Raw genomic sequence first — 20,971 nt, 5'->3', positions numbered from 1 at the left:
AAGTCCAACCGTCATGACTGCATAGGATCAGCCATGACGGTGGATCGGTCAGTGGCTGATCATCCAGGGCCGCGCGCTGGGGAAGCTCTTGGCGGCGGCCGGAGCCGTCGCCTTGCTCTTCTTCGGCGCGCAGCAGCCGCATCCGGCCCCGTGGGCGCCTGAGCGCCGGGGAGCATGGCGGCTGCGCTCGTTGGTGGCGTGCGCCGCCTTCAACCCCGCATCCATGCCGCCGATGCGCGGCGCGGTGAGGAAGGCCCGTGGGCTCGCCTCCCCGCAATCCGGGCAGGCATGCGGCTCGCGGAACTCCGCCATCGGCCGCATGACCGTGAAGGGCCCGCAGGCCTCGCAGGCATAATCGTAGACCGGCATGTCAGAGGTCCGGCGAAAGCGGCATCTGAATCGAGCCGTCGAGGAACTTCGTCGGCCCGGCGGCGGTGGGATTGATGTCGAAGTCGAAGATCTTGGTCGGAATCCAGAGCGTGGCGCAGGCATTCGGGATGTCGACGACACCCGAAATATGCCCCTGGACCGGCGCCGTGCCGAGGATCGAGTAGGCCTGCGCGCCGGAATAGCCAAACTTCTTCAGGTATTCGATGGCATTGAGGCAGGCTTGGCGATACGCGACGTGCACGTCGAGATAGTGCTGCTTGCCCCACTCATCGACAGAGATGCCTTCGAAGATCAGGTAATCGTCGTATTGCGGGGTGATGGGCGAGGGTTTGAAGATCGGGTTCTTGATCCCGTACTTCGCCATGCCGTCCTTGATGATGTCGACTTTGAGATGCACCCAGCCCGCCATCTCGATGGCGCCGCAGAAGGTAATCTCGCCGTCGCCCTGGCTGAAGTGCAGGTCGCCCATGGAGAGACCGGCACCGGGCACGTAGACCGGGAAGTAGATCTTAGAGCCGCGCGACAGATCCTTGATGTCACAATTGCCGCCATGCTCGCGGGGCGGCACGGTGCGGGCGCCTTCGCCGGCGGCCTTGTCCCGCGCGTCGCCCTTCAGGCGGCCCATATGGGCCGTGGGCCCGAACGGGACGGTGCCGAGGGCGGGCACGCGGTCCGGGTCGGTGTTGACGAAGGCGATTTCGCGCTCGTTCCAGGTTGAGAGCAGCTTGGGATCCGGCAGGCAGCCGATCAGGCCGGGATGGATCAGGCCGGGAAAGCGCACGCCGGGTACGTGGCGGGACTTGGTGAACATCCCCTCGAAGTCCCAGATCGACTTCTGAGCCTGCGGGAAATGCTCGGTGAGGAAGCCGCCGCCGTTCTTCTTCGAAAAGAACCCGTTAAACCCCCACTGGCTCTCGGGCTTGGCGCCGATATCCAGGAGATCCACCACCAGCAGATCGCCGGGCTCGGCCCCCTCGACGCCGATCGGGCCGGACAGGAAGTGGACGATCGACAGGTCGATATCGCGCACGTCGTCGGCGGAATCGTTGTTCTTGATGAAGCCGCCGGTCCAGTCATAGGTCTCGACGATGAAGTCCGCGCCCGGCTTCACGTAGGCGACCATCGGGATGTCCGGGTGCCACCGGTTGTGCACCATGTCGTTCTCGTAGGCCGACTGGGTGAGATCGACCTTGATGAGCGTCTCGGGCATTGTTTCAGCTCTCCCTTGTGCGCTGGTCTTGGTGAAAAGGGGGGCGGCTCAGACCGACAGGAAGCGAGCGACAGCCGCCTCATCGATGCCGTCTCGCGGGGCCTCGTGGACGATCGCGCCGTTCTCCAGCACGATCACCCGGTCGGCGACATCGAGGGCGAAGCTCAGCACCTGCTCGGACACGACGATGGACAGGCCGCGCTCGTCGCGGATCTGCTTCAGGGTCCGGCCCATCTCGCGGATGATCGAGGGCTGGATGCCCTCTGTCGGCTCATCGAGGAGCAGCACCTTCGGTCGGCTCGCGAGCGCCCGGGCGATGGCGAGTTGCTGCTGCTGTCCGCCGGAGAGGTTGCCGCCGCGTCGGCCCTCATCTCCTGAAGCACCGGGAACATGGCGTAGAGGTCCGGCGGTACCTTGCGGGTACCCGTGACCGTCAGCCCGGTTTCGATGTTCTCCTGCACCGTCATGGTCGAGAAGATCATCCGGCCCTGCGGTACGTAGGCGAGGCCCTTGGCCACCCGCAGATGGCTCTTCAGCCCGCCGACGCCCTCGCCCTCGACCCGGATGGACCCGGATTTCACTGGCACGAGGCCCATCAGCGTCTTCATGAGCGTTGTCTTGCCCATGCCGTTGCGGCCCATCACGGCGACAATCTCGCCGGGCGCGACCGAGAAGCTCAGTCCGTGCAGGACTTCGCTCTGGCCGTAGGCGGCGTGGAGGTCTTCCACGGCGAGGGCGGGCATGGCAGCGGGGGCGATGCCGGGAGACGGCATGAGGGGCGTGGTCTGGAGCATCGCGATCCTCAATGGCCGAGATAGACTTCGATGACCTTCGGGTCGTTCTTGACCCGATCCATCGACCCTTCGGAGAGCACCTTGCCCTGATGGAGCACCGTGACCCGGTGGGCGATGTCCTCGACGAACTTCATGTCGTGCTCGATCACCAGAACCGAGCGGCCCTTGATGATCTGGTTGAGCAATTCGGCCGTCTTGATACGCTCGCCGACGCTCATCCCGGCGACCGGCTCATCGAGCATCAACAGTTCCGGGTCCTGGATCAGCAACATGCCGATCTCGAGCCATTGCTTTTGGCCGTGGCTCAGGAACTCGGCACGCTCGCTCAACTGATCCTTGAGGAAGATCGTCTCGGCGATTTCGTGAATGCGGTCGCGGACTTCGGCGTCGCGCTTGAAGGTCAAGGCCCCGAAGACAGATCGGCCGCGTGGGAACGAGATTTCCAGATTCTCGAACACCGTCAGATCGTCGTAGATCGACGGGTTCTGGAACTTCCGGCCGACGCCCGCCTGGACGATGGCGCTTTCGGAGAGCTTGGTGAGTTCCTGGCCCTTGTAGCGGATCGACCCGCCACTGGCCCTGGTGCGTCCGCAGATGAGGTCGAGCACGGTCGTCTTGCCCGCGCCGTTCGGGCCGATGATCACCCGGATCTCATCCGGGTCGACGTAGAACGACACGTCGTTCACCGCCTTGAACCCATCGAAGGAAACCGTCAGCGCCTCGACGGCGAGAAGATAATCCAGCGGCGCGGCCTCGGCGCCGACGACGGGGGAGGAGAGGATCGCGGCGTTCATGGGGGTCCTCACTCGGCCGGGGCGCCAACGGGCGTCTTCTGGGGCGAAGGCATGGTCGGCGCAGGGGGCCGCAGGCCCTTCACCCGGCGGGTGAGGCGCGGCTCGATCTGCTCGCGCCAGATGCCGGCGAGGCCGTTCGGGAAGGCGAGCACGACGGCGATGAAAAGGGCGCCGAGGCCGAAGAGCCAGAGATCGGGGAAGCTCTCGGAGAAGCTGGTCTTGGCCCAGTTCACCAGCAGCGTTCCCCACACCGCACCGAACAGGGACAGGCGTCCGCCGACAGCGGCGTAGATCACCATCTCGATCGAGGGCACGATGCCGACGAACGAGGGGGACATGAAGCCGACCTGTAGGGTGAACATCGCTCCGCCGATCGCCGCGAACCCAGCCGCGAGGCAGAAGGCGAAGACCTTGAAGCCCGCCACCGAGTAGCCGGAGAACCGCACCCGGTCCTCCTTGTCGCGCATCGCCACGAGGATGCGGCCGAGCTTCGACTTCTTCACGTACTGCGCGGCCAGGATGCAGGCGATGAGCAGTCCGCCATTGACGAAGTACAGGATGAACTTCGCGCTGTCGGTGCGGATATCCCATCCGTGGAGCGTGCGCAGGTCGGTGATGCCGTTGATGCCGCCGGTATAGCCTTGCTGACCGACGATCAGGATCGTCAGGATCGCCGCGATGGCCTGGGTGATGATGGCGAAGTAGGTGCCGCCGACGCGCCGCTTGAACATCGCGAAGGAGATCAGCATCGCGAACAGCACCGGCACGGCGACCACGAGGATCAGCGTCAGCGGCAGGCTCTTGAAGGGCTGCCAGAACCACGGCAGCGCCGTGATCTGGTTCCAATCCATGAAGTCCGGAATGCCAGGCGTGGATTGGATCTTCGTATTCTCGACGCTCGAAGCCTCCAGCTTCAAGTACATCGCCATGCAATAGCCGCCGAGACCGAAGAACACCCCCTGCCCCAGTGACAGGATACCAGCATAGCCCCAGCAGATGACGAGGCCGAGCGCGACGAAGGCGTAGGTGAGGTACTTGCCGACGAGGTTGAGGCGAAAGCCATCCAGCATCAGCGGCAGGACAATAAGCACCACCCCCGCCAGGAGGAGCAGGCTCAGCCACTCCACCGGCTTCATGTACGGGTTGTCGTTGACGGAGACCGTTTTCGAGAGGGTCTGGACCGGGTTCGTCATGGTCTCACACTCCTCAGCGACGGACCTTGAGGGTGAACAGGCCCTGCGGCCGCAGCATCAGGATGCCGACCACCGCGAGCAGGGTGAGCACCTTGGCCATCGAGCCGGACAGGAAGAATTCGAGGGTCGATTGCGTTTGCGAGATCGAGAAGGCCGAGGCGATGGTGCCGAGCAGGCTCGCCGCGCCGCCGAAGACGACGATCAGGAACGTATCGACGATGTAGAGCTGGCCCGAGGTCGGCCCCGTGGAGCCGATCATCGTGAAGGCCGAACCGGCGATCCCGGCAATGCCGCAGCCGAGGCCGAACGTATAGCGGTCGACCTTCTCGGTATCGATGCCCACCGCGCCCGCCATGGCGCGGTTCGACATCACCGCCCTTACCTGCTGGCCAAAACGGGAACGGAAGATCAGCAACGCGACACTGATCGTAATCAGGATCGTTACGCCCATCACGAACAGGCCGTTGATCGGGATCTCGATCGTGTCGGTGACCTGCACCGAGCCGATCAGCCACGAGGGCAGCTCGACGCCGACTTCGCGGGCGCCGAAGATCGAGCGATAGGCCTGCTGCATCATCAGCGACAGGCCCCAGGTCGCCAGCAACGTGTCGAGCGGGCGCTTGTAAAGGAACCGGATGAGGCTCCACTCCACCAGCATCCCCATCGCCCCGGAGGCGAGGAAGGCCAGCCCCATCGCGACGAAGAAGTAGGCCGGGAAAAGGAACGGCAGGTAAGCCTGGAAGAAGTTCGAGCAGAGGTAGGTGACGTAGGCGCCGAGGATCATGAACTCCCCGTGCGCCATGTTGATCACGCCCATCTGGCCGAAGATGATGGCGAGCCCGAGCGCCATCAGAAGGTAGACTGAGAACAGGATCAGCCCGGCGAAGCCTTGCATGGCGAAGATCGCGCCGAGATCGCCGAGGGAATAATCGCCGAGCATTCTTTGAAGTCTCCCAAGCTCCGTCATGGCGAGCGGAGCAAAGCAATCTGGGGAACCACACTGTCTCGAGATGTCCCGCTGCCCTGGATCGCTTCGCGTTACTCGCGATGACGACAGGGAGGGGTGAGAAACACCCCTCCGGCAGCGATTACTGGTAACCCTTCGGAAAGGGGTCGGGCTTGATCAGCTCAGGACTGGTATAGACGATCTCGAACTGGCCATCGTTCTTGGCGCGGCCGACGCGGGTCTTCGACCAGAGGTGATGGTTCTCGTCGATCTTGACGTAACCTTCCGGCGCGGCCTTGAACTCGATGCCGGGCGAGGCCGCGACGACCTTGTCGACGTCGAAGGAGCCGGCCTTCTCGCAGGCCATCTTCCACAGGAACGGCCCGAGATAAGCGGCCTGGGTTACGTCGCCGATGACGGTCTTCTCACCCCACATCTTCTTGAAGGCGGCGACGAAGGCCTTATTGTTCTCGTTCTCGATCGACTGGAAGTACTTCATGCAGGCATAGGCCCCGGCGATATTCTCGCCGCCGATGCCGTCGATCTCGTCCTCGGTGACCGAGATCGTCATCAGCACCTGCTTCGACAGGTCGATGCCCGCCGCCTTGAGCTGCTTGTAGAATGCCACGTTCGAGCCACCGACCACGTCGGCGAAGATCACCTTCGGCTTCGTCAGCTTGATTTTGTTGATGACCGAGTTGAACTGCGTGTGACCCAGCGGGAAGTATTCCTCGCCCACCACCTTGCCCTTCAGCACGTTCTCGACATGCTTGCGGGCGATCTTGTTCGAGGTGCGCGGCCAGATGTAGTCCGAGCCGATGAAATAGAAGGTGTCGCCGCCCTTCTCCTTGTGCACCCAGTCGAGCCCGGCGAGAATTTGCTGCGTCGCCTCCTGCCCGGTGTAGAAGACATTCTTAGATTGCTCGAGGCCTTCGTAGAAGGTCGGGTAATACAGCAGACCATTGTACTGTTCGAAGACCGGCAGGACGGCCTTGCGCGAGGCCGAGGTCCAGCAGCCCATCACGGCCGCGCATTTGTCGTTGACGAGAAGCTTCTTCGCCTTCTCCGCAAAGGTCGGCCAGTCGGAGGCGCCGTCTTCCTGGATGATCTTGATCTTGCGGCCGAGCACGCCGCCTGCGTCGTTGATCTGCTGGATCGCGAGCTTCTCGGCCTGCTGAGCGCCCGTTTCCGAGATGGCCATTGTGCCGGTGACCGAGTGCAGGATGCCGACCGTCACCTCGCTGTCCGTCACCGCGAGGCCGGTGGTGTTCACGGCCGTCGTCGCCGGAGCGGCCCAGGAGGTCCTCGGCATCAACGCCAGCGCCGGAACGCCCGCCATCCCCATGAGGAGCCTGCGCCGCAAGGGCGAACGCAAGCCGTGATCCGCACCATTGTCGGTCTTGTCTGCCATCTGCTGCCCCTGAGAGCGTCCGGGGCCTTTTGGTCCGGCCCGGATCGACTGCGTCAGGCTAGATCCGGCGTCGTGCGGCGGCCTATACGCGATTTTGCGTATGGCCATGGACTTGCATGCGGTGCACCATGAACGCGCAATACTGCTCGGGGGCGTGCATTGTGAGTCGCAATAGCGTGGGCGATGCACGCATGCGTATAATTTTGTTCGCGCGCATGGGCGGATTGTGTCCGTCGATGCGTGGTTTTTTGCGCTGCCATATCGACCGCCGGGCCGGAGCATGATGAGCGGCCCGCAGCGCATCATCCCCATTCGCCGGGACTATAACCGCTTCGTCGCGGACGAGACGCTGGAAGATTACGCCCTTCGTTTCACCGCCAAGAAAGCCCGGCGATGGTCGGGCGCCCAGGTGGCGCAAACCGCTCTGGGGTCGATCGCTTTTCTGGCCTTGGAGGCGATCGGGGGTACCCTGGCGCTGACGGCGGGGTTGCCCAACACCGTGGCGGCGGTGCTCGTCGTAGGGTTGATCATCTTCATCACGGCCATGCCGATCACGGTCTATGCCGCGCGCTACGGCGTCGACATGGACTTGCTGACCCGAGGCGCGGGTTTCGGCTATCTCGGTTCGACCGTCACATCGCTGATCTACGCGAGCTTCACCTTCCTGTTCTTCGCGATCGAAGCGGCGATCATGGCGCTCGCCCTGCAGCTCTGCTTCGGGCTGCCCCTTTGGCTCGGCTATCTGGTCTGCGCGGGCGCCGTGATTCCCCTGGTAGTCTACGGAATCCGGTTGATCAGCCGCTTCCAGATCTGGACCCAGCCGCTCTGGCTCGCCTTGAGCCTCCTGCCGATCGCCTTCATCGCCGCGAAGGATCCGGGCGCGCTTCGCTCCGTGGCGGACTTTCCCGGCCTCGACGGCGGCGGAAGCGGCTTCGATCTCGCGCGCTTCGGTGCGGCGACCGGCGTGCTGCTGGCACTGCTCGCGCAGGTGGGGGAGCAGGTGGATTTCCTGCGCTTCGTGCCCGAACCCGCAGGTCCCCGTGACCGGCGCTGGTGGTTTGCCGTGCTGGCGGGGGGCGCGGGCTGGATCGTACCCGGTATGGCCAAGATCCTGCTTGGTGCCGCCCTCGCCGTGCTCGCTCTCTCGCATGGGGTTCCGGCGAGCGAGGCGGCCGAGCCGACGCAGATGTACCGGATCGCCTTCGGCTACGTGGCGGGGGAGGACAGTCGCGCGGCGCTCTTGCTGATGGGGGCCTTCGTCCTCGTCTCGCAGATGAAGATCAACCTCACCAACGCCTATGCGGGCTCGATTGCGTGGTCGAACTTCTTCTCGCGGCTCACCCATAGCCATCCCGGCCGGGTGATCTGGCTCGTGTTCAACGTCGCGATCGCCGTGCTCTTGATGATGCTCGGCATCGATAAGACCATCGACAGTACCCTGCCGCTCTATGCCTGCGTCGTCTCCGCCTGGGTCGGGGCGCTTGCCGCCGACCTCGCCGTCAACAAGCCGCTCGGCCTTTCGCCGCGCGGCATCGAGTTCAAGCGGGCCCATCTCTATGCGGTGAACCCGGTCGGGACCGGGGCGATGCTGCTCGCCTTGTTTTCGGGTTGCCTTCTCCATCTCGGGTTGCTCGGGCCGATGATGCAGGCCTTCGCACCGATGGTGACGCTCGCCGTCGCCTTCTGCTCCGCGCCCGTCATCGCCTGGGCGACGGGGGGCGATGGTATCTCGCGCGTAAGCCCCGGCGGGATTGGGGGGCGGCCGAAGTCACCTGCCGAGTCTGTGAATTGCCCTTCGAAGGCGAGGATATGGCCCATTGCCCGGCCTATAATGGGCCGATCTGCTCGCTATGCTGCTCGCTGGACGCACGCTGTGGCGACCTGTGCAAGCCGCACGGGCGCCTGGAAGTGCAGGCGCAGCAGGTTCTGGGGCGCATCCTTCCGAGCCCCGTCGCCGTATGGATCGGCGCTCCCCTCGGGCGCTATCTTGCGGTGATGCTGACGCTCTGCGCGGTGATCGGCCTGATCCTCGGGATCGTCCATGCGGGCGCGAGCAGCGTCCATCCCGACCATCGTGAGGTGCTGCGCGCGGCGCTGACCAGCGTGTTTCTGATCCTCGTCGTCATCTTCGGCGTCGTCGCGTGGCTGTTCGTGCTGGCGCAGGAAAGCCGCCGAGTCGCCCAGGCCGAGACCCGCCGCCAGACCGCGCTCTACGAGGCCGAGATCGCGGCTCACAAGATCACCGATGCGAAGCTGCAGGAGGCCAAGGAGCGCGCCGAGGCCGCAAACCAGGCCAAGAGTCGCTACGTGGTCGGGCTCAGCCACGAATTGCGAACACCGCTCTCCACCGTACTCGGCTATGCGCAACTCCTCGAAACAGACCCGGCGATCCCGGAGGCCCGGCTCAACGGCATACGGGTGATCCGGCGCAGCGCGCAGCATCTCTCGGGCTTGATCGACGGACTGCTCGACATCTCGCGGATGGAGGCCGGACGGCTTCAGATTCACCGAGACGAGGTACGGCTCTCGGATTTTCTCGAACAGCTCGCCGACATGGTGCGGCTCCAGGCTCGCGAGGCCGGGTTGGAATTCCGCTTCAGCCGTCCGGAGATCCTACCGCAGGTCGTCGCTACCGATGAGAAGCGTCTGAGGCAGGTGCTGCTGAACCTGCTGTCGAACGCCATCAAATTCACCCCGAGCGGCGTCGTCTCCCTGGATCTCAGCTACCGCAATCAGGTCGCCGTCTTCACGATTCGCGATACCGGGCCGGGCATCCCCGAGGCCGACCTCGCCCGCATCTTCGAGCCGTTCGAGCGCGGCTCGACAACGGCCGCACGAAATACGCCGGGAACCGGGCTGGGGCTGACCATCGCCAACCTGCTGGCGCAACTCCTCGGGGGCGAGATCACCCTCGCCGCTGCGCCCGGCGGGGGCACGCAGGCGCGGCTTCGTCTGATGCTCGCGGCTGTCGCGCATCCCTCGCTCGTTCCCTCCCCCGCGCCGGTCACGGGGGCGCCGCGAGGTGTCGCGAGGCCGAGCCGCACCATCCTCGTCGTGGACGATGATTCCGCCCACCGCACGCTGATGCGGGCGATTCTCGAACCGCTCGGCCTCACCGTGCGTGAGGCCGAGGCCGGGGCCGCCTGCCTTACTCTCATGCAGGACGAGGCCGTGGCGCAGAGCGTCGATCTGATCTTCCTTGATATCGCGATGCCGGGCCTCAGCGGATGGGATGTGGCGGCGTCGCTACGGTCTGGGGGCTATGGCGGGCCGATCGTGATGATGTCGGCCAACGTCCACGAGATCAGCCCCTTGCGCGGCGATAGCCCGCCCCACGACGCGATCCTGGCCAAGCCCTTCGACCTGCGAGACGTGCTCGACCGGACCGGGGCACTCTTGCGTCTGGACCGGGCGGAAGTGCCGACGATCAAACCGGCCGAAGAGCCCGGCGCGATCGTCCATCCGGGCGCCGAACATCTGGGCGAGCTGCTGCGCCTTGGGCGGATCGGGCATATCCGGGGCATCGAAGCGAAGCTGTCGATGATGGAGCGGGACGAAGCCGTGCCGCGGGCCTTCGTCACGCACATGCGCGGGTTGATCGCCAGCTACGACCTGCGCCGCTACCTCACGGTGCTCAAGGAGCTTGCTGGCGATGAGTGAGCCCGACCGCGATGTGGTCCTTGTCGTCGACGATTCTCCAGACACGCTGAGCTTCCTCACCGAGGCCATCGAGCGATCCGGCGCCACGGTGCTGATCGCCGTCGCTGGCGATCTCGCCCTCGCCTTGGTCGACGAGGTGACGCCCGACGTGATTCTCCTCGATGCCGTGATGCCCGGCCTCGACGGGTTCGAGACCTGCCGCCGCCTGAAGGCGAAGCCGCATCTCGCCGCCGTACCGGTGATCTTCATGACGGGGCTCAGCGAGACCGAGCATATCGTCAAAGGCTTCGATGCGGGCGGCGTCGATTACGTCACCAAACCCATCGCCCCGGATGAAATCCTGGCGCGCATCCGCACGCATCTCGCCATCGCCCGGGCGGCCCGCAGTGCCCGCGCTGCCCTCGATACGACGGGTCGAACACTCCTGGCGGTGTCCGCCGACGGCTCGGTCCTTTGGTGTACGCCCCAGGCTGGGCAATTGCTCGCAGCCGTGTCCCCGGTGCCCGGCGGCCCGCAAGCGCTCCCGTCCGAGGTCGTCGACTGGCTGAGGGCCTGCCTCGCTGGCAGCGCGCCCCCTTCCCTGACCGTGAAGGGATGGAGCGGGCCGCCCTGCACCCTCGGCTTCGTGGGGGGCACTGCGGACGAAATCCTGTTGCGTCTTTCCCGCGATGACCCCACCCAGGGTCTGGTCCGGCTGCGCGCGAACCTCTCTCTCACCGCGCGCGAGGCGGAAGTTCTGCTGTGGCTCGCCCAGGGGAAGTCGAGCCGGGATATCGGCGACATCCTGGGTCTTAGCCATCGCACCGTTACAAAGCATCTGGAGGCGATCTACGCCAAGCTCGGCGTCGAGAACCGCACCGCGGCGTCGATGATCGCAAACCGCTACCTCCAAGGGAGCACCTGACGGAAAGCGTCTCGACGACCCAAGAGAAGGGAACCGCTCGCGTGCTGCCGATGGACGAATTCAGCGTCAGCCCTGGACTGGCTCGACTGCGAAACGCTTCATCATCTCGGCACGGACGTGGTCGTGGAACACGCGGACGCGCGCCGGTAATTCCCGCCCGGCAAGGCTGACGGCACGGAGCGCTCCGCCCGCGGTCGCCCACGGTGCGAGCACCCGGACGAGAGTTCCAGCCTCGACCGCGCGGGCCGCGACGACGTTGGGCAGGTAGCCGATACCCGCACCCGCGAGCGACAACCGAAGAACCGTCGCAAAGTCGGTGGCGCGCACGGCCGGGCGAAGGGCGATCTGCTCGGTGCGGCCTCGTCCATCGCTGAGGAGGATTCCCGCCGCGCCGGGGCGTTCGCGCGAGAAGATCAAGTCGAGGTCCGCGAGCGATGCGATGCTCGCCGGAGACTGATGTCGAGCGAGATAGCCCGGCGCTGCATAAAGTCCGATCCAGAGGTTCAGGATCAGGGCCGCCCGATATCCCGTCTCCTCCGCATCGCCCAGCCGCAGGGCAAGGTCGATCCGGTTGGCCGCGAGGTCGAGCCGAGAATCCGTGTTGAGAAGGTCGACCGTGATCTGAGGATAGGCTGTCCGGAAGCTAGCGACGATTTCCGGCATGACCTCGATGCCGAAGTCGATCGAGGTGGTCACCCGAAGATGACCTGTCGGCACGGTGCGGGCATCGCGCACCGCCTCGGCCGCCTCGTCCAGCAGGGTCAGGCTTTCCTGGGCCTTGGCGTAGAAGGTCATGCCCTCTTCCGTCGGCGTGACCGCGCGAGGATGTCGCGCCAGGAGAGTGGCACCAAGCCCCTCTTCCAGCCGCGAGATCCGGCGGCTGACGCTGCCCTTGGTCTCGCCCCGGCTCGCTGCGGCCGCCGTGATCGTGCCGAGATCGACCACCGCGCAAAACGCGCGCAGATCGTCCAGATTGCCCAGGAAGGTTTCCGATTTCGCAACCATGAAGTTCCGAATAGCAGGCTCAACCTGGACCGCCAAAGGCGATATCCCGTCGGCATCGGAGTGCACCGCCCTTACGCGCTCGTCGCGATGAGGGGGCCTTTGGTTTCGTTGACGGAGACATTCGTGAAGTCGCTTCTCATCCCCGGCCTTGCCCTCACGCTCGCCCTGGGCGGCGCCGCCCAAGCCCAAACCCCGGCAAGCCATGATCCGGCGTCGGTTCAGGCCGGCACCTACGCGGTCGATCCCGGCCACACCCAGGTCGGTTGGCGCGTCTCCCACATGGGCTTCTCGAATTACGTCGGCGGATTTTCCGACGTGAGCGGCAACCTCGTCCTCGACCCGAAGAATCCGGCCGCCGCGAAACTGTCGGTGAAGATTCCCGTCGCCTCGGTCACGACGACCAGCGCCAAGCTCACGGGTGAGCTGAAGGGCGACCAGTGGCTCGACGCCGGCAAGTTCCCGGACATGACCTTCGTTTCGACCAAGGTCGCATCGGCTGGCAAGGACAAGGCGAAAGTGACGGGCGACCTGACGCTCCACGGCGTGACCAAGCCCGTGACGCTCGACGTCACCTTCATCGGCGCTGGTACGAACCCGCTGAACAAGAAGTACACAATCGGCTTCGCAGCCACCGGGACGCTCAAGCGCTCGGATTACGGCGTGAAGACCTACCTGCCGCTGATCGGCGACGACCTGCACCTCGCCATCGAGGGAGCCTTCGAGCGCCAGGACTAAGACGAAGCCGGAGGGAGGGCCGCCACCATGGACAGATCCATGCGGCGTTACACGGTGGTGGCGACCCTCCTGCAATGAGAAGATAGCGCTGCCTTTCGTGGCTTAACGCGAAGATGATTCTCTCTCTGCCGGCAAAAGTTCGGCAAACGATACTCTTGCTGCCGCATCTTCTTTTTCGATACAACGGCTTGGCTTTACGCCCCCTAGACGCAGCGCCCCCTGCCGCGGCCGGATATCGGAGCTTCCCCGAGATGCGTTTCCTGAAGTCCCTCGTCATCGCTGCTCTCTGGGCGGGCACGATGGCGGCCGAGGCCGAGACACTGAAGATCGGGACCGTGCCGGGCGCCTATAGCGATTCCGTCGCCGCTGCGGTCAAGGAGGCGAAGGATCAGGGCATCGATGTGAAGGTCGTGGAATTCAGCGACTGGACGACGCCCAATGTCGCCCTCGATGCGGGCGATATCGACCTGAACTTCTACCAGCACCGGCCCTTCATGGAGAACGCCTCCAAGCAGAAGGGCTACCAGTTCGACATCGTCGGGCTCGGTATCTTACAAAATATCGGGCTGTTCTCTCTGAAGCATAAAAGCTTCGATCAGATTCCCGCGGGCGGGAAGGTCGCTATCGCCAACGATCCGGTGAATCAGGGGCGCGGTCTGCTCCTCTTGCAGAAGGCCGGCCTCATCAAGCTCAAGGACAATGTCGGCTTCCTCGGCACGGTCGATGACATCACCGAGAATCCGAAGAAGCTGAAATTCATCGAAGTCGAGGGACCGCAGCTCGCGCGCATCACCGGCGACGTCGATCTCGCACAGGGCTACCCGCACTTCATCGTCGCGGCCAAGACCTTCGATCCCACGAGCGGGCTGATCTACTCCGGCATCGAGGACAAGCTGTTCACCGTGAGCTTCGTCAGCAAGGCCGCCCGCAAGGACGATCCCGCTATCAAAAAGTTCGTCCAGATCTTTCAGAACTCGGATGCGGTAAAACAGCAGATTCACAAATCCTTCGCCGGGAGCGACAAGCTGTACCTGCTCGCATGGCAGAAATGACGATGGTCGGGTTGGCTTTGGACAGTCTCAGCGGATCAAGCCCGGCCGAGACCGGAATGGCGAGATCGGCCGCCGTCCCGGCCTCGCAGGCGGTCGCCGGGCCGCGCCGCGCGGGGACCGTGCAGTTCGAGCGCGTCTCGAAGAGCTATCGCTCGGCGGGCGGCGAGGTCCGGGCGCTTGACGAGGTCAGCCTCGACATTCCCGCAGGGGCGATCTTCGGCATCATCGGCCGATCGGGAGCGGGCAAGTCGACCCTGCTGCGCACCGTCAACCGCCTGGAGGAGCCGAGCGCCGGCCGGGTACTAGTCGATGGCGAACCCATCGCTGCGTTGGGTACGGACGGGCTCGTGGCGCTGCGTCGCCGCATCGGGATGATCTTCCAGCACTTCAATCTGCTCTCGGCCAAGACCGTGCGGCAGAACGTGGCGCTGCCGCTTACGGTGGCGGGCGTGGAGAAGCGCGAGATCGCCCGGCGGGTGGACGAGGCGATGCGCCTCGTCGGGCTGGAGAGCAAGGCCGAGACCTATCCGTCCCGCCTGTCGGGCGGGCAGAAGCAGCGCGTCGGCATCGCCCGCGCCCTGGTGAGCGATCCCGAGATCCTGCTCTGCGACGAGGCGACTTCGGCGCTGGACCCGGAAACCACGCTCTCGATTCTCGGCCTGCTGCGGGACATCAACCGGCGGCTCGGTCTCACCATCATCCTCATCACGCACGAGATGAGCGTGATCCGCGAGATCTGTAGCGATGTCGTGGTGCTGGAGGCTGGCAAGGTCGCGGAGGCCGGGCCGGTCTGGCAAGTCTTCGGCGCGCCCGAGCACCCAGCCACGCGGGCGTTGCTCGCTCCCCTCACCCGCGACGTGCCGGATGAACTGGCCGCGCGGCTGAGGCCGCACCCAGCGCCGGGCGGAAAGGCCATCCTGCGGGTCAGCTATTCCGGGCGGACGCCACCCGACCTGGCGGCCCTGGTCGCGGCAACGGGCGGGCCGGTGCACCTCCTTCAGGCGGGTGTCGAGCGTATACAGGGGCATGCGGTCGGCCGCGTGCTCATTGCCGCCGAGGGCACGGAGGCCGAGGCCCGTCTGAGGGCTATCGGGCAGGACGTCGAGGGGATTGGCTATGTCGCCGCAGATGATTGACCGCCTCTGGCAAGCGGCCTTCGACACGCTGTTCATGGTCGGCATTTCGGCGGGAATCGCGGTCTTGGTGGGTATCCCGCTGGCCCTGTTCCTTGTCACATCCGGGCCGGGCGGGGTCTTTCCGGCGCCGCGGGCGAACCGTGTCGTCGGCCTCATCGTGAACGGCTTCCGGGCCGTCCCCTTCATCGTGCTGCTCGTGGCGCTGATCCCCTTCACCCGGCTCGTGGTCGGAACCACGATCGGCGTCTGGGCGGCCATCGTCCCGCTGGCAGTAAGCGCTACGCCCTTCTTCGCGCGGATCGCGGAGGTGTCCCTCAGGGAGGTCGATCCCGGCCTGATCGAGGCGGCACAATCCATTGGCTGCCGCCGCCGTCATATCCTGCTCCACGTGCTGCTGCCGGAAGCCCTGCCGGGCATCGTGGGCGGCTTCACCATCACCGTTGTCTCGATGATCGGCGCCTCGGCCGTGGCGGGCGCCGTTGGTGCGGGCGGGCTCGGCGATGTGGCGATCCGCTATGGCTACCAGCGCTTCGACACCACTGTGATGTCGGTGGTCATCGCGATTCTGATCGTCCTCGTGTGCCTCGTGCAGTTCACGGGCGACACCGTGGTGCGGAGGCTGCGCGCACGATGACCCCCCGAAAGCAGATCCGCCTCAACGCGTTCAACATGAACTGCGTCGGCCACATCAACCACGGTTTGTGGACTCACCCGCGCGACCGATCCAGCGAGTACAACACGCTGCGCTACTGGACCGATCAGGCGAAGCTTTTGGAGCGGGGACTGTTCGACGGGATGTTCATTGCCGACATTCTCGGCGTCTACGACATCTACGGCGGGGGTATCGACGTAACCGCACGGGAAGCCGTGCAGCTGCCGGTGAACGATCCGACGCTCATCGTCCCGGCCATGGCGGCCGTGACGGAGCATCTCGGTTTCGGCATTACAGTCAACGTCTTTGCGGAGGCGCCCTACACCTTCGCCCGGCGGATCTCGACCCTGGACCATCTCACGGGAGGCCGGGTCGGGTGGAACATCGTCACCGGCTATCTTGAGAGTGCGCATCGCGGCCGGGGCGAGGTCTTGCCGGCCCATGACCGCCGCTACGACTATGCCGACGAGTATCTGGAGGTGCTCTACAAGCTCTGGGAAGGTAGCTGGGACGACGATGCCGCGCGGCGAGACCGCGAGGCGCGCGTGTTCAGCGATCCGGGCAAGATGAGGCCAGTTTCGCACCGCGGTGAGTTCCTGGCCGTGGACGGCTACCACCTCTGCGAGCCGTCGCCCCAGCGCACGCCGGTGCTCTATCAGGCTGGCGCCTCCGGCCGTGGCCGGGCCTTCGCCGGGCGCCATGCCGAATGCGTTTTCATTTCAGCCCGGGACAAGGCCACGGCGCGCGATTCCGTGCGCGCGATCCGCGCCGAGGCCGCCGCCGCTGGCCGCGACCCGCAGGACGTGAAGGTGTTCATCGGCATCGCCGCCATTCCCGGCCGCACCCACGCCGAGGCCGAGGACAAGCGTGACGAATACATGCGCTACGCCAGCGCGGAGGCGGGGCTCGCGCATTTCTCCGCCTCAACGGGCATCGATTTCGCCCGCTATGGGCTGGATGAGCCAATCCCCTATGCTCCGGGGAATGCGATCCAATCGGCCACCGCCGCAGCCGCCAAGCGGGGGCTGACCAAGCGCGACCTGCTGTCGGAAATGGGCCTTGGTGGGCGCTACGCCGTGCTCACCGGCGATGCCTCATCGATCGCAGACGAACTGCAATCCTGGGTCGAGGAAGGTGAGGTAGACGGGTTCAACCTGAGCCGCATCGTCGTGCCTGAGAGCTTTTCGGACTTTATCGACCTCGTCATCCCGGAGCTACAAGACCGGGGCCTGTACAAGACCGAATACGCGCCTGGATCGCTCCGCCGGAAGCTGTTCGGCGAGGGCGACCGCCTCCCCGCTCGCCATGCGGCGCATGCGTTCCGCCACGCGGCTCCCCTCTAGAGGCCTTAGGTCATCCTGAGCCATAGCCCGTCCGAGGCCGACTCGATGTCGAACAGGCGAAGGGCCCGGAACGACCAGCCCGGCGAGACGGAGCCGTCCTGAAGGTCGAAGGAGGCGAGGTGCCTGGGGCAATGCAGCCTTCCGCCGACGCAGCGGCCGAGAAGCAGATCCGCCCCCTCGTGCGGGCACGCTCGTTCGGCGGCGACGATCCGCTCACCGTCTCGCACGAGAAGGAGGTGGTGTCCGCCGACGGTGACCGGCACCAGGGTCCGGCCGTCGAGCATGTCGGGCGGGCCGAGGCGAATTCGCTCCGGCCGTTCCGTCTCAGCCACCGAGATAAGCTTCCCGCACATGCGGGTCCGCGATAAGGGCGTCTCCCGTCCCCTCGCGCACGGTGCGACCGGCTTCGAGGAGGTAGGCGTAGTCGCAGAGTTCGAGAGCCGCGAACGCGTTCTGCTCCACGAGCAGGACCGTTGTGCCGGCGTCACGGACCGATCGGATCACCGCGAACATCCGCTCGACGATGTTGGGCGCGAGGCCGAGCGACGGCTCATCGAACAGCACGAGCTTCGGGCGCCCCATCAGCGCGCGGCCGATCGCCAGCATCTGCTGCTCGCCGCCCGAGAGCGTACCCGCCGTCTGGTCGCGGCGTTCCGCGAGGCGCGGGAACTCGCCGTAAATGCGGTCCAGATCCGCCGCGACCCCTGCCCGGTCGCGGCGCAGGTATGCGCCCATGGCGAGGTTTTCGGACACGCTCATCTGCGGAAAGACCCGTCGGCCCTCCGGGCAATGGGCGATGCCCTCGGCCAGGATGCGGCGAGGCTCCGCGCCCGCGATGTCGCGCCCGGCGAAGCGGATTGCGCCGGAGCGCGGTGGCACGAGGCCGGAGATCGCCCGCAGCGTTGTGGATTTGCCGGCCCCGTTCGCGCCGACGAGGGCCACGAGCTGGCCCTCGCGCACGTCGATCGTGAGCCCTTTCAGGGCGGTGACTTGGCCGTAGCCACAGACGAGGTCGCGGATCTCAAGCATGGGCCGCCTCCTGAACCGAAGCGGCGGCCTGCCGGGCGGCGCTGCCCTGGCCGAGATAGGCTTCGATCACCGCCGGGTCGGTGCGAATCCTGTCCGGCGGCCCCTCGGCGATCAGGCGCCCGTAATTGAGCACGACGATGCGGTCGGAGACCTCCATCACCATCGGCATGTCGTGCTCGACGAGGAGGATGGTGATGCCGCGCTCGCGGATCTGCCGGATCAGCCGCACGAAGATCCGCGTCTCGGAGGCGTTCATTCCCGAGACCGGCTCGTCGAGGAGGAGCATGGCGGGTTCGGTGGCGAGCGCCAGGGCCACGCCGACGAGGCGCTGCTCGCCATAGGCAAGTGATCCCGCTTTCTCCTGCGCCCGGTGGCCGAGCCCGACCCAGTCGAGCAAAGCCTCGGTGCGGTCCCGCAACTGCGTCTCTCCGGCGCTCTGCTGGTGCAGGCCGATCATCACGTTGTCGAACACCGTGTCGTTCGGGAAGACGCTGGTGCGCTGGAAGGTGCGGGCGAGGCCGAGCCGGGTGATTGCGTGGGGCGACAGGTTCCGCAGAGAGGTGCCCTTGAAGCGGACATCGCCCTGGCTGGGCTTCAGGAAGCCAGTCATCACGTTGAAGGCGGTGGTCTTGCCTGCCCCGTTCGGACCGATCAGGCTGACGATCTCGCCTTCGCGGACTTCGAAATGCAGGTCGGCAATGGCGACCAGCCCGCCGAAGCGGACGCCGACATGCTCGACCGAGAGGATCGTGCTCATCGCTGCACCGCCGCGTTGGCTTCGAGGACGGGAACCGGTCGGGCCTGTCGGCGGCTGACCAGAGCCGAGAGACCCGGCACGATGCCTTTCGGCATCACGAACAGGATCACGATCAGCACGAGGCCGTAGACGATCCATTGCGCTTCCGGTGCCATGACCGGGCGGAGCGCCACGGGCAGCAGGCCGAAGATCAGGCCGCCGACGACCGGCCCCATCAGGGTGCCCTTGCCGCCTGCCACGACCATGATGACCATGGTGACCGTGGTAGCGAACAGGAACACGTCGGGGTCGATGATGCGCAGGTAATGGGCGTAGAGGCTTCCGGCGGCGCCCGCCATTGCGGCCGAGATCACGGCCGCGACCGTCAGCGTGCGGGTGGCATTGATGCCGACCGATAAGGCCAGCGACTCGTTCTCCTTGAGGCCCCGCATCGCCCGGCCGAAGCGGCCCCCGACGAGGCGGGCGATCACGAGATAGCAGAGAGTGCCGACACCGAGCACGAGGTAGTAGTTCTGGAGCTTGGTCTTCAGGGTCCACATTCCGAGGCCCGGAAGGCCGAGGGTGATGGCCGGGATGTTGGTGAGCGCGAGCGGCCCCTGGGTCAGCTCGACCCAGTTGAGGGCCACGAGCCGCACCACCTCGGCGAAGGAAATCGTCACGATCACGAAATAGGCGCCGCGCACCCGGAAGGAGAGCCGCCCGATCAGGTAGCCGCAGCCACCCGCCGCGACCGTCCCCAGCAGGAAGCCGATGAAAGCCGGCCAGGGTTCGTGGACCGCGCGGAGGCCGAAGCCGAGATCCACATCGAAGCCGAGGCTCGTCAGCGCGCTGACATAGGCCCCGATCCCGAAGAACGCGATGTGGCCGAGGCTGAGCTGCCCGGTGAACCCGAGAAGCAGGTTCAGGCTCATGGCGCCGATCGTCAGGATGCCCGTCACGATCAGGGCGTTGAGGAGATAGGGATTGGCGCCGAGCAGATGGGGCAGGACGATGAGTCCCGCGAGCAGCGCGACGGGAAGGAGCCGGGTCATCCGATGCGCTCCGCCTTGGCGAACAGCCCTGTGGGTTTGTAGAGCAGGACCGCGATGATGATCAGGAAGCCCATGGCGTCCCGGTAGCCGGAGGAGACGTAGCCCGCACCGAACTCCTCCGCGAGGGCCAGGACGAACCCGCCGATCGCCGCCCCGGTGACGTTGCCGAGGCCGCCCAGGATGACGATGGCGAAGGCCTTGAGCTCGGCGAGGCCGCCCATCTGCGGAAAAACCACATAAACGGGCCCGAGCAGGGCCCCGGCGGCAGCGGCGAGCGACGAGCCGAGCGCGAAGGTGGCCGTGTAGATCCGACGCACGTCGACGCCCATCAGCGCGGCCGTGTCGGAATCCTGGAACGCGGCGCGCATGGCGAGGCCGAGCTTGGTCCGGTTGATCAGCGCGTAGGTGAGCGCGATCAGGGCGAGCGCCGCGCCGAGCACGAACAGGCGCAGCCACGACACCGAGACCGGGCCGAACTGGAGCGGCGCCTCGGGAAAGGGCGACGGGATCGCCTTGGCGACGCCGCCGAAGGTCCAGAGTGTGCCCGATTGCAGGACGATGCCCGCGCCGATCATCACCAGCATGGTGGTGTCGATGTCCGAGCCACGGAACGGGCGCAACAGCAGCAGTTCGATCGCGGCCCCGAGCAGGAGCCCGCCGAGGATCGCCACCGGGAGGGCCAGGAAGAAGTTCAGCCCGAGCGCGGTGACGGCCAGATACATGACGTAGGCGCCGACCGTGTAGAGGGCGCCGTGGGTGAAGTTCACGACGTTCATGATCCCGAAGATCAGCGTCAGCCCGATCCCCAGCAGCGCGTAGGTGCCGCCGAGGATGAGCGCGTTGACGAGGTGCTGAACCAGTTCGTTCATGGGCGGCCTCCGAGGGGGCGTCCCGGCCCGGAGGCCGCCGGACAAGCGAAGAAGGCCGGC

Annotated in this window: 19 protein-coding genes and 1 pseudogene; 7 read left to right on the top strand and 13 right to left on the bottom strand. The window is 65.8% G+C overall.

The features are described 5' to 3' along the window. Nucleotides 1-48: 48 nt before the first annotated feature. From ACFQE0_RS15385 to urtA, 7 genes and pseudogenes are all read right to left on the bottom strand, one after another. Nucleotides 49-369: an FmdB family zinc ribbon protein gene (locus tag ACFQE0_RS15385; protein ID WP_378971126.1), complete on the bottom strand. Its 321-nt coding sequence runs from the start codon at nt 367-369 to the stop codon at nt 49-51. 1 nt (nt 370) lies between these two features. Further along, nucleotides 371-1,600: a formamidase gene (gene fmdA / locus ACFQE0_RS15380; protein ID WP_378971124.1), complete on the bottom strand. Its 1,230-nt coding sequence runs from the start codon at nt 1,598-1,600 to the stop codon at nt 371-373. Between the two features lie 48 nt (nt 1,601-1,648). Further along, nucleotides 1,649-2,394, bottom strand: a pseudogene (urtE, locus tag ACFQE0_RS15375) (urea ABC transporter ATP-binding subunit UrtE). Nucleotides 2,395-2,402: 8 nt separating this feature from the next. After that, entirely contained in the window at nt 2,403-3,188 is a 786-nt protein-coding gene (urtD, locus tag ACFQE0_RS15370; RefSeq protein ID WP_378971122.1) for an urea ABC transporter ATP-binding protein UrtD, read from the bottom strand. 8 nt (nt 3,189-3,196) lie between these two features. Beyond that, nucleotides 3,197-4,381, bottom strand: a complete 1,185-nt coding sequence (gene urtC / locus ACFQE0_RS15365; RefSeq protein ID WP_378971120.1) for an urea ABC transporter permease subunit UrtC — start codon at nt 4,379-4,381, stop codon at nt 3,197-3,199. A 13-nt stretch (nt 4,382-4,394) separates the two neighbouring features. Next, the gene (urtB, locus tag ACFQE0_RS15360) at nt 4,395-5,321 is read right to left on the bottom strand and encodes an urea ABC transporter permease subunit UrtB (RefSeq protein WP_378971118.1); all 927 of its coding nucleotides are present in this window, start codon (nt 5,319-5,321) and stop codon (nt 4,395-4,397) included. A 148-nt stretch (nt 5,322-5,469) separates the two neighbouring features. After that, the gene (gene urtA / locus ACFQE0_RS15355; RefSeq protein WP_378971116.1) at nt 5,470-6,738 is read right to left on the bottom strand and encodes an urea ABC transporter substrate-binding protein; all 1,269 of its coding nucleotides are present in this window, start codon (nt 6,736-6,738) and stop codon (nt 5,470-5,472) included. Between the two features lie 1,809 nt (nt 6,739-8,547). On the opposite strand from urtA, the gene ACFQE0_RS15350 reads away from it, so the two are divergent. Together ACFQE0_RS15350 and ACFQE0_RS15345 are read left to right on the top strand one after the other, a co-directional pair. Beyond that, entirely contained in the window at nt 8,548-10,398 is a 1,851-nt protein-coding gene (locus ACFQE0_RS15350; RefSeq protein ID WP_378971114.1) for an ATP-binding response regulator, read from the top strand. Next, entirely contained in the window at nt 10,391-11,302 is a 912-nt protein-coding gene (locus ACFQE0_RS15345; RefSeq protein ID WP_378971112.1) for a response regulator, read from the top strand. Before ACFQE0_RS15350 ends, ACFQE0_RS15345 begins: the two co-directional genes overlap by 8 nt. A gap of 66 nt (nt 11,303-11,368) precedes the next feature. Here the strand turns inward: ACFQE0_RS15345 and ACFQE0_RS15340 are convergent, their stop codons facing one another. Further along, nucleotides 11,369-12,307, bottom strand: coding sequence for a LysR family transcriptional regulator (locus ACFQE0_RS15340; protein ID WP_378971110.1), 939 nt, complete (start codon nt 12,305-12,307; stop codon nt 11,369-11,371). A 123-nt stretch (nt 12,308-12,430) separates the two neighbouring features. Here ACFQE0_RS15340 and ACFQE0_RS15335 point away from each other — a divergent pair, with 123 nt between their 5' ends. From ACFQE0_RS15335 to ACFQE0_RS15315, 5 genes are all read left to right on the top strand, one after another. Further along, nucleotides 12,431-13,042: a YceI family protein gene (locus ACFQE0_RS15335; RefSeq protein ID WP_378971108.1), complete on the top strand. Its 612-nt coding sequence runs from the start codon at nt 12,431-12,433 to the stop codon at nt 13,040-13,042. 251 nt (nt 13,043-13,293) lie between these two features. Then, nucleotides 13,294-14,094, top strand: a complete 801-nt coding sequence (locus ACFQE0_RS15330) for a MetQ/NlpA family ABC transporter substrate-binding protein (RefSeq protein WP_378971106.1) — start codon at nt 13,294-13,296, stop codon at nt 14,092-14,094. A 56-nt stretch (nt 14,095-14,150) separates the two neighbouring features. Next, entirely contained in the window at nt 14,151-15,230 is a 1,080-nt protein-coding gene (locus ACFQE0_RS15325; RefSeq protein WP_378971104.1) for a methionine ABC transporter ATP-binding protein, read from the top strand. After that, complete coding sequence (locus tag ACFQE0_RS15320) at nt 15,211-15,864, top strand: methionine ABC transporter permease (RefSeq protein ID WP_378971102.1); 654 nt, start codon at nt 15,211-15,213, stop codon at nt 15,862-15,864. Before ACFQE0_RS15325 ends, ACFQE0_RS15320 begins: the two co-directional genes overlap by 20 nt. After that, nucleotides 15,861-17,225, top strand: a complete 1,365-nt coding sequence (locus ACFQE0_RS15315) for an LLM class flavin-dependent oxidoreductase (RefSeq protein ID WP_378971100.1) — start codon at nt 15,861-15,863, stop codon at nt 17,223-17,225. The genes ACFQE0_RS15320 and ACFQE0_RS15315 overlap by 4 nt, the downstream gene beginning before the upstream one ends. A 5-nt stretch (nt 17,226-17,230) precedes the next feature. On the opposite strand, the gene ACFQE0_RS15310 is transcribed toward ACFQE0_RS15315, so the two are convergent. The 5 genes from ACFQE0_RS15310 to ACFQE0_RS15290 are packed head-to-tail and all read right to left on the bottom strand — an operon-like array spanning nt 17,231 to nt 20,911. Continuing rightward, a complete protein-coding gene (locus ACFQE0_RS15310) occupies nt 17,231-17,557 on the bottom strand; it encodes a Rieske (2Fe-2S) protein (RefSeq protein WP_378971098.1) in 327 nt (108 codons plus the stop codon). Next, a complete protein-coding gene (locus tag ACFQE0_RS15305; RefSeq protein ID WP_378971096.1) occupies nt 17,550-18,254 on the bottom strand; it encodes an ABC transporter ATP-binding protein in 705 nt (234 codons plus the stop codon). Before ACFQE0_RS15305 ends, ACFQE0_RS15310 begins: the two co-directional genes overlap by 8 nt. Then, nucleotides 18,247-19,011 (bottom strand): ABC transporter ATP-binding protein, encoded by a 765-nt coding sequence (locus ACFQE0_RS15300; protein WP_378971094.1) that lies wholly within the window; start codon nt 19,009-19,011, stop codon nt 18,247-18,249. Before ACFQE0_RS15300 ends, ACFQE0_RS15305 begins: the two co-directional genes overlap by 8 nt. Continuing rightward, nucleotides 19,008-20,042: a branched-chain amino acid ABC transporter permease gene (locus ACFQE0_RS15295; RefSeq protein WP_378971092.1), complete on the bottom strand. Its 1,035-nt coding sequence runs from the start codon at nt 20,040-20,042 to the stop codon at nt 19,008-19,010. Before ACFQE0_RS15295 ends, ACFQE0_RS15300 begins: the two co-directional genes overlap by 4 nt. Continuing rightward, nucleotides 20,039-20,911 (bottom strand): branched-chain amino acid ABC transporter permease, encoded by an 873-nt coding sequence (locus ACFQE0_RS15290; protein ID WP_378971090.1) that lies wholly within the window; start codon nt 20,909-20,911, stop codon nt 20,039-20,041. The genes ACFQE0_RS15295 and ACFQE0_RS15290 overlap by 4 nt, the downstream gene beginning before the upstream one ends. Nucleotides 20,912-20,971: the final 60 nt, after the last annotated feature.

It is taken from the genome of Methylobacterium komagatae (assembly GCF_042661665.1).
Classification (GTDB): Bacteria; Pseudomonadota; Alphaproteobacteria; order Rhizobiales; family Beijerinckiaceae; genus Methylobacterium; species Methylobacterium komagatae.
Note: the sequence above shows the minus strand (reverse complement) of the source record. Positions and strands in the feature narration are given on the sequence as shown.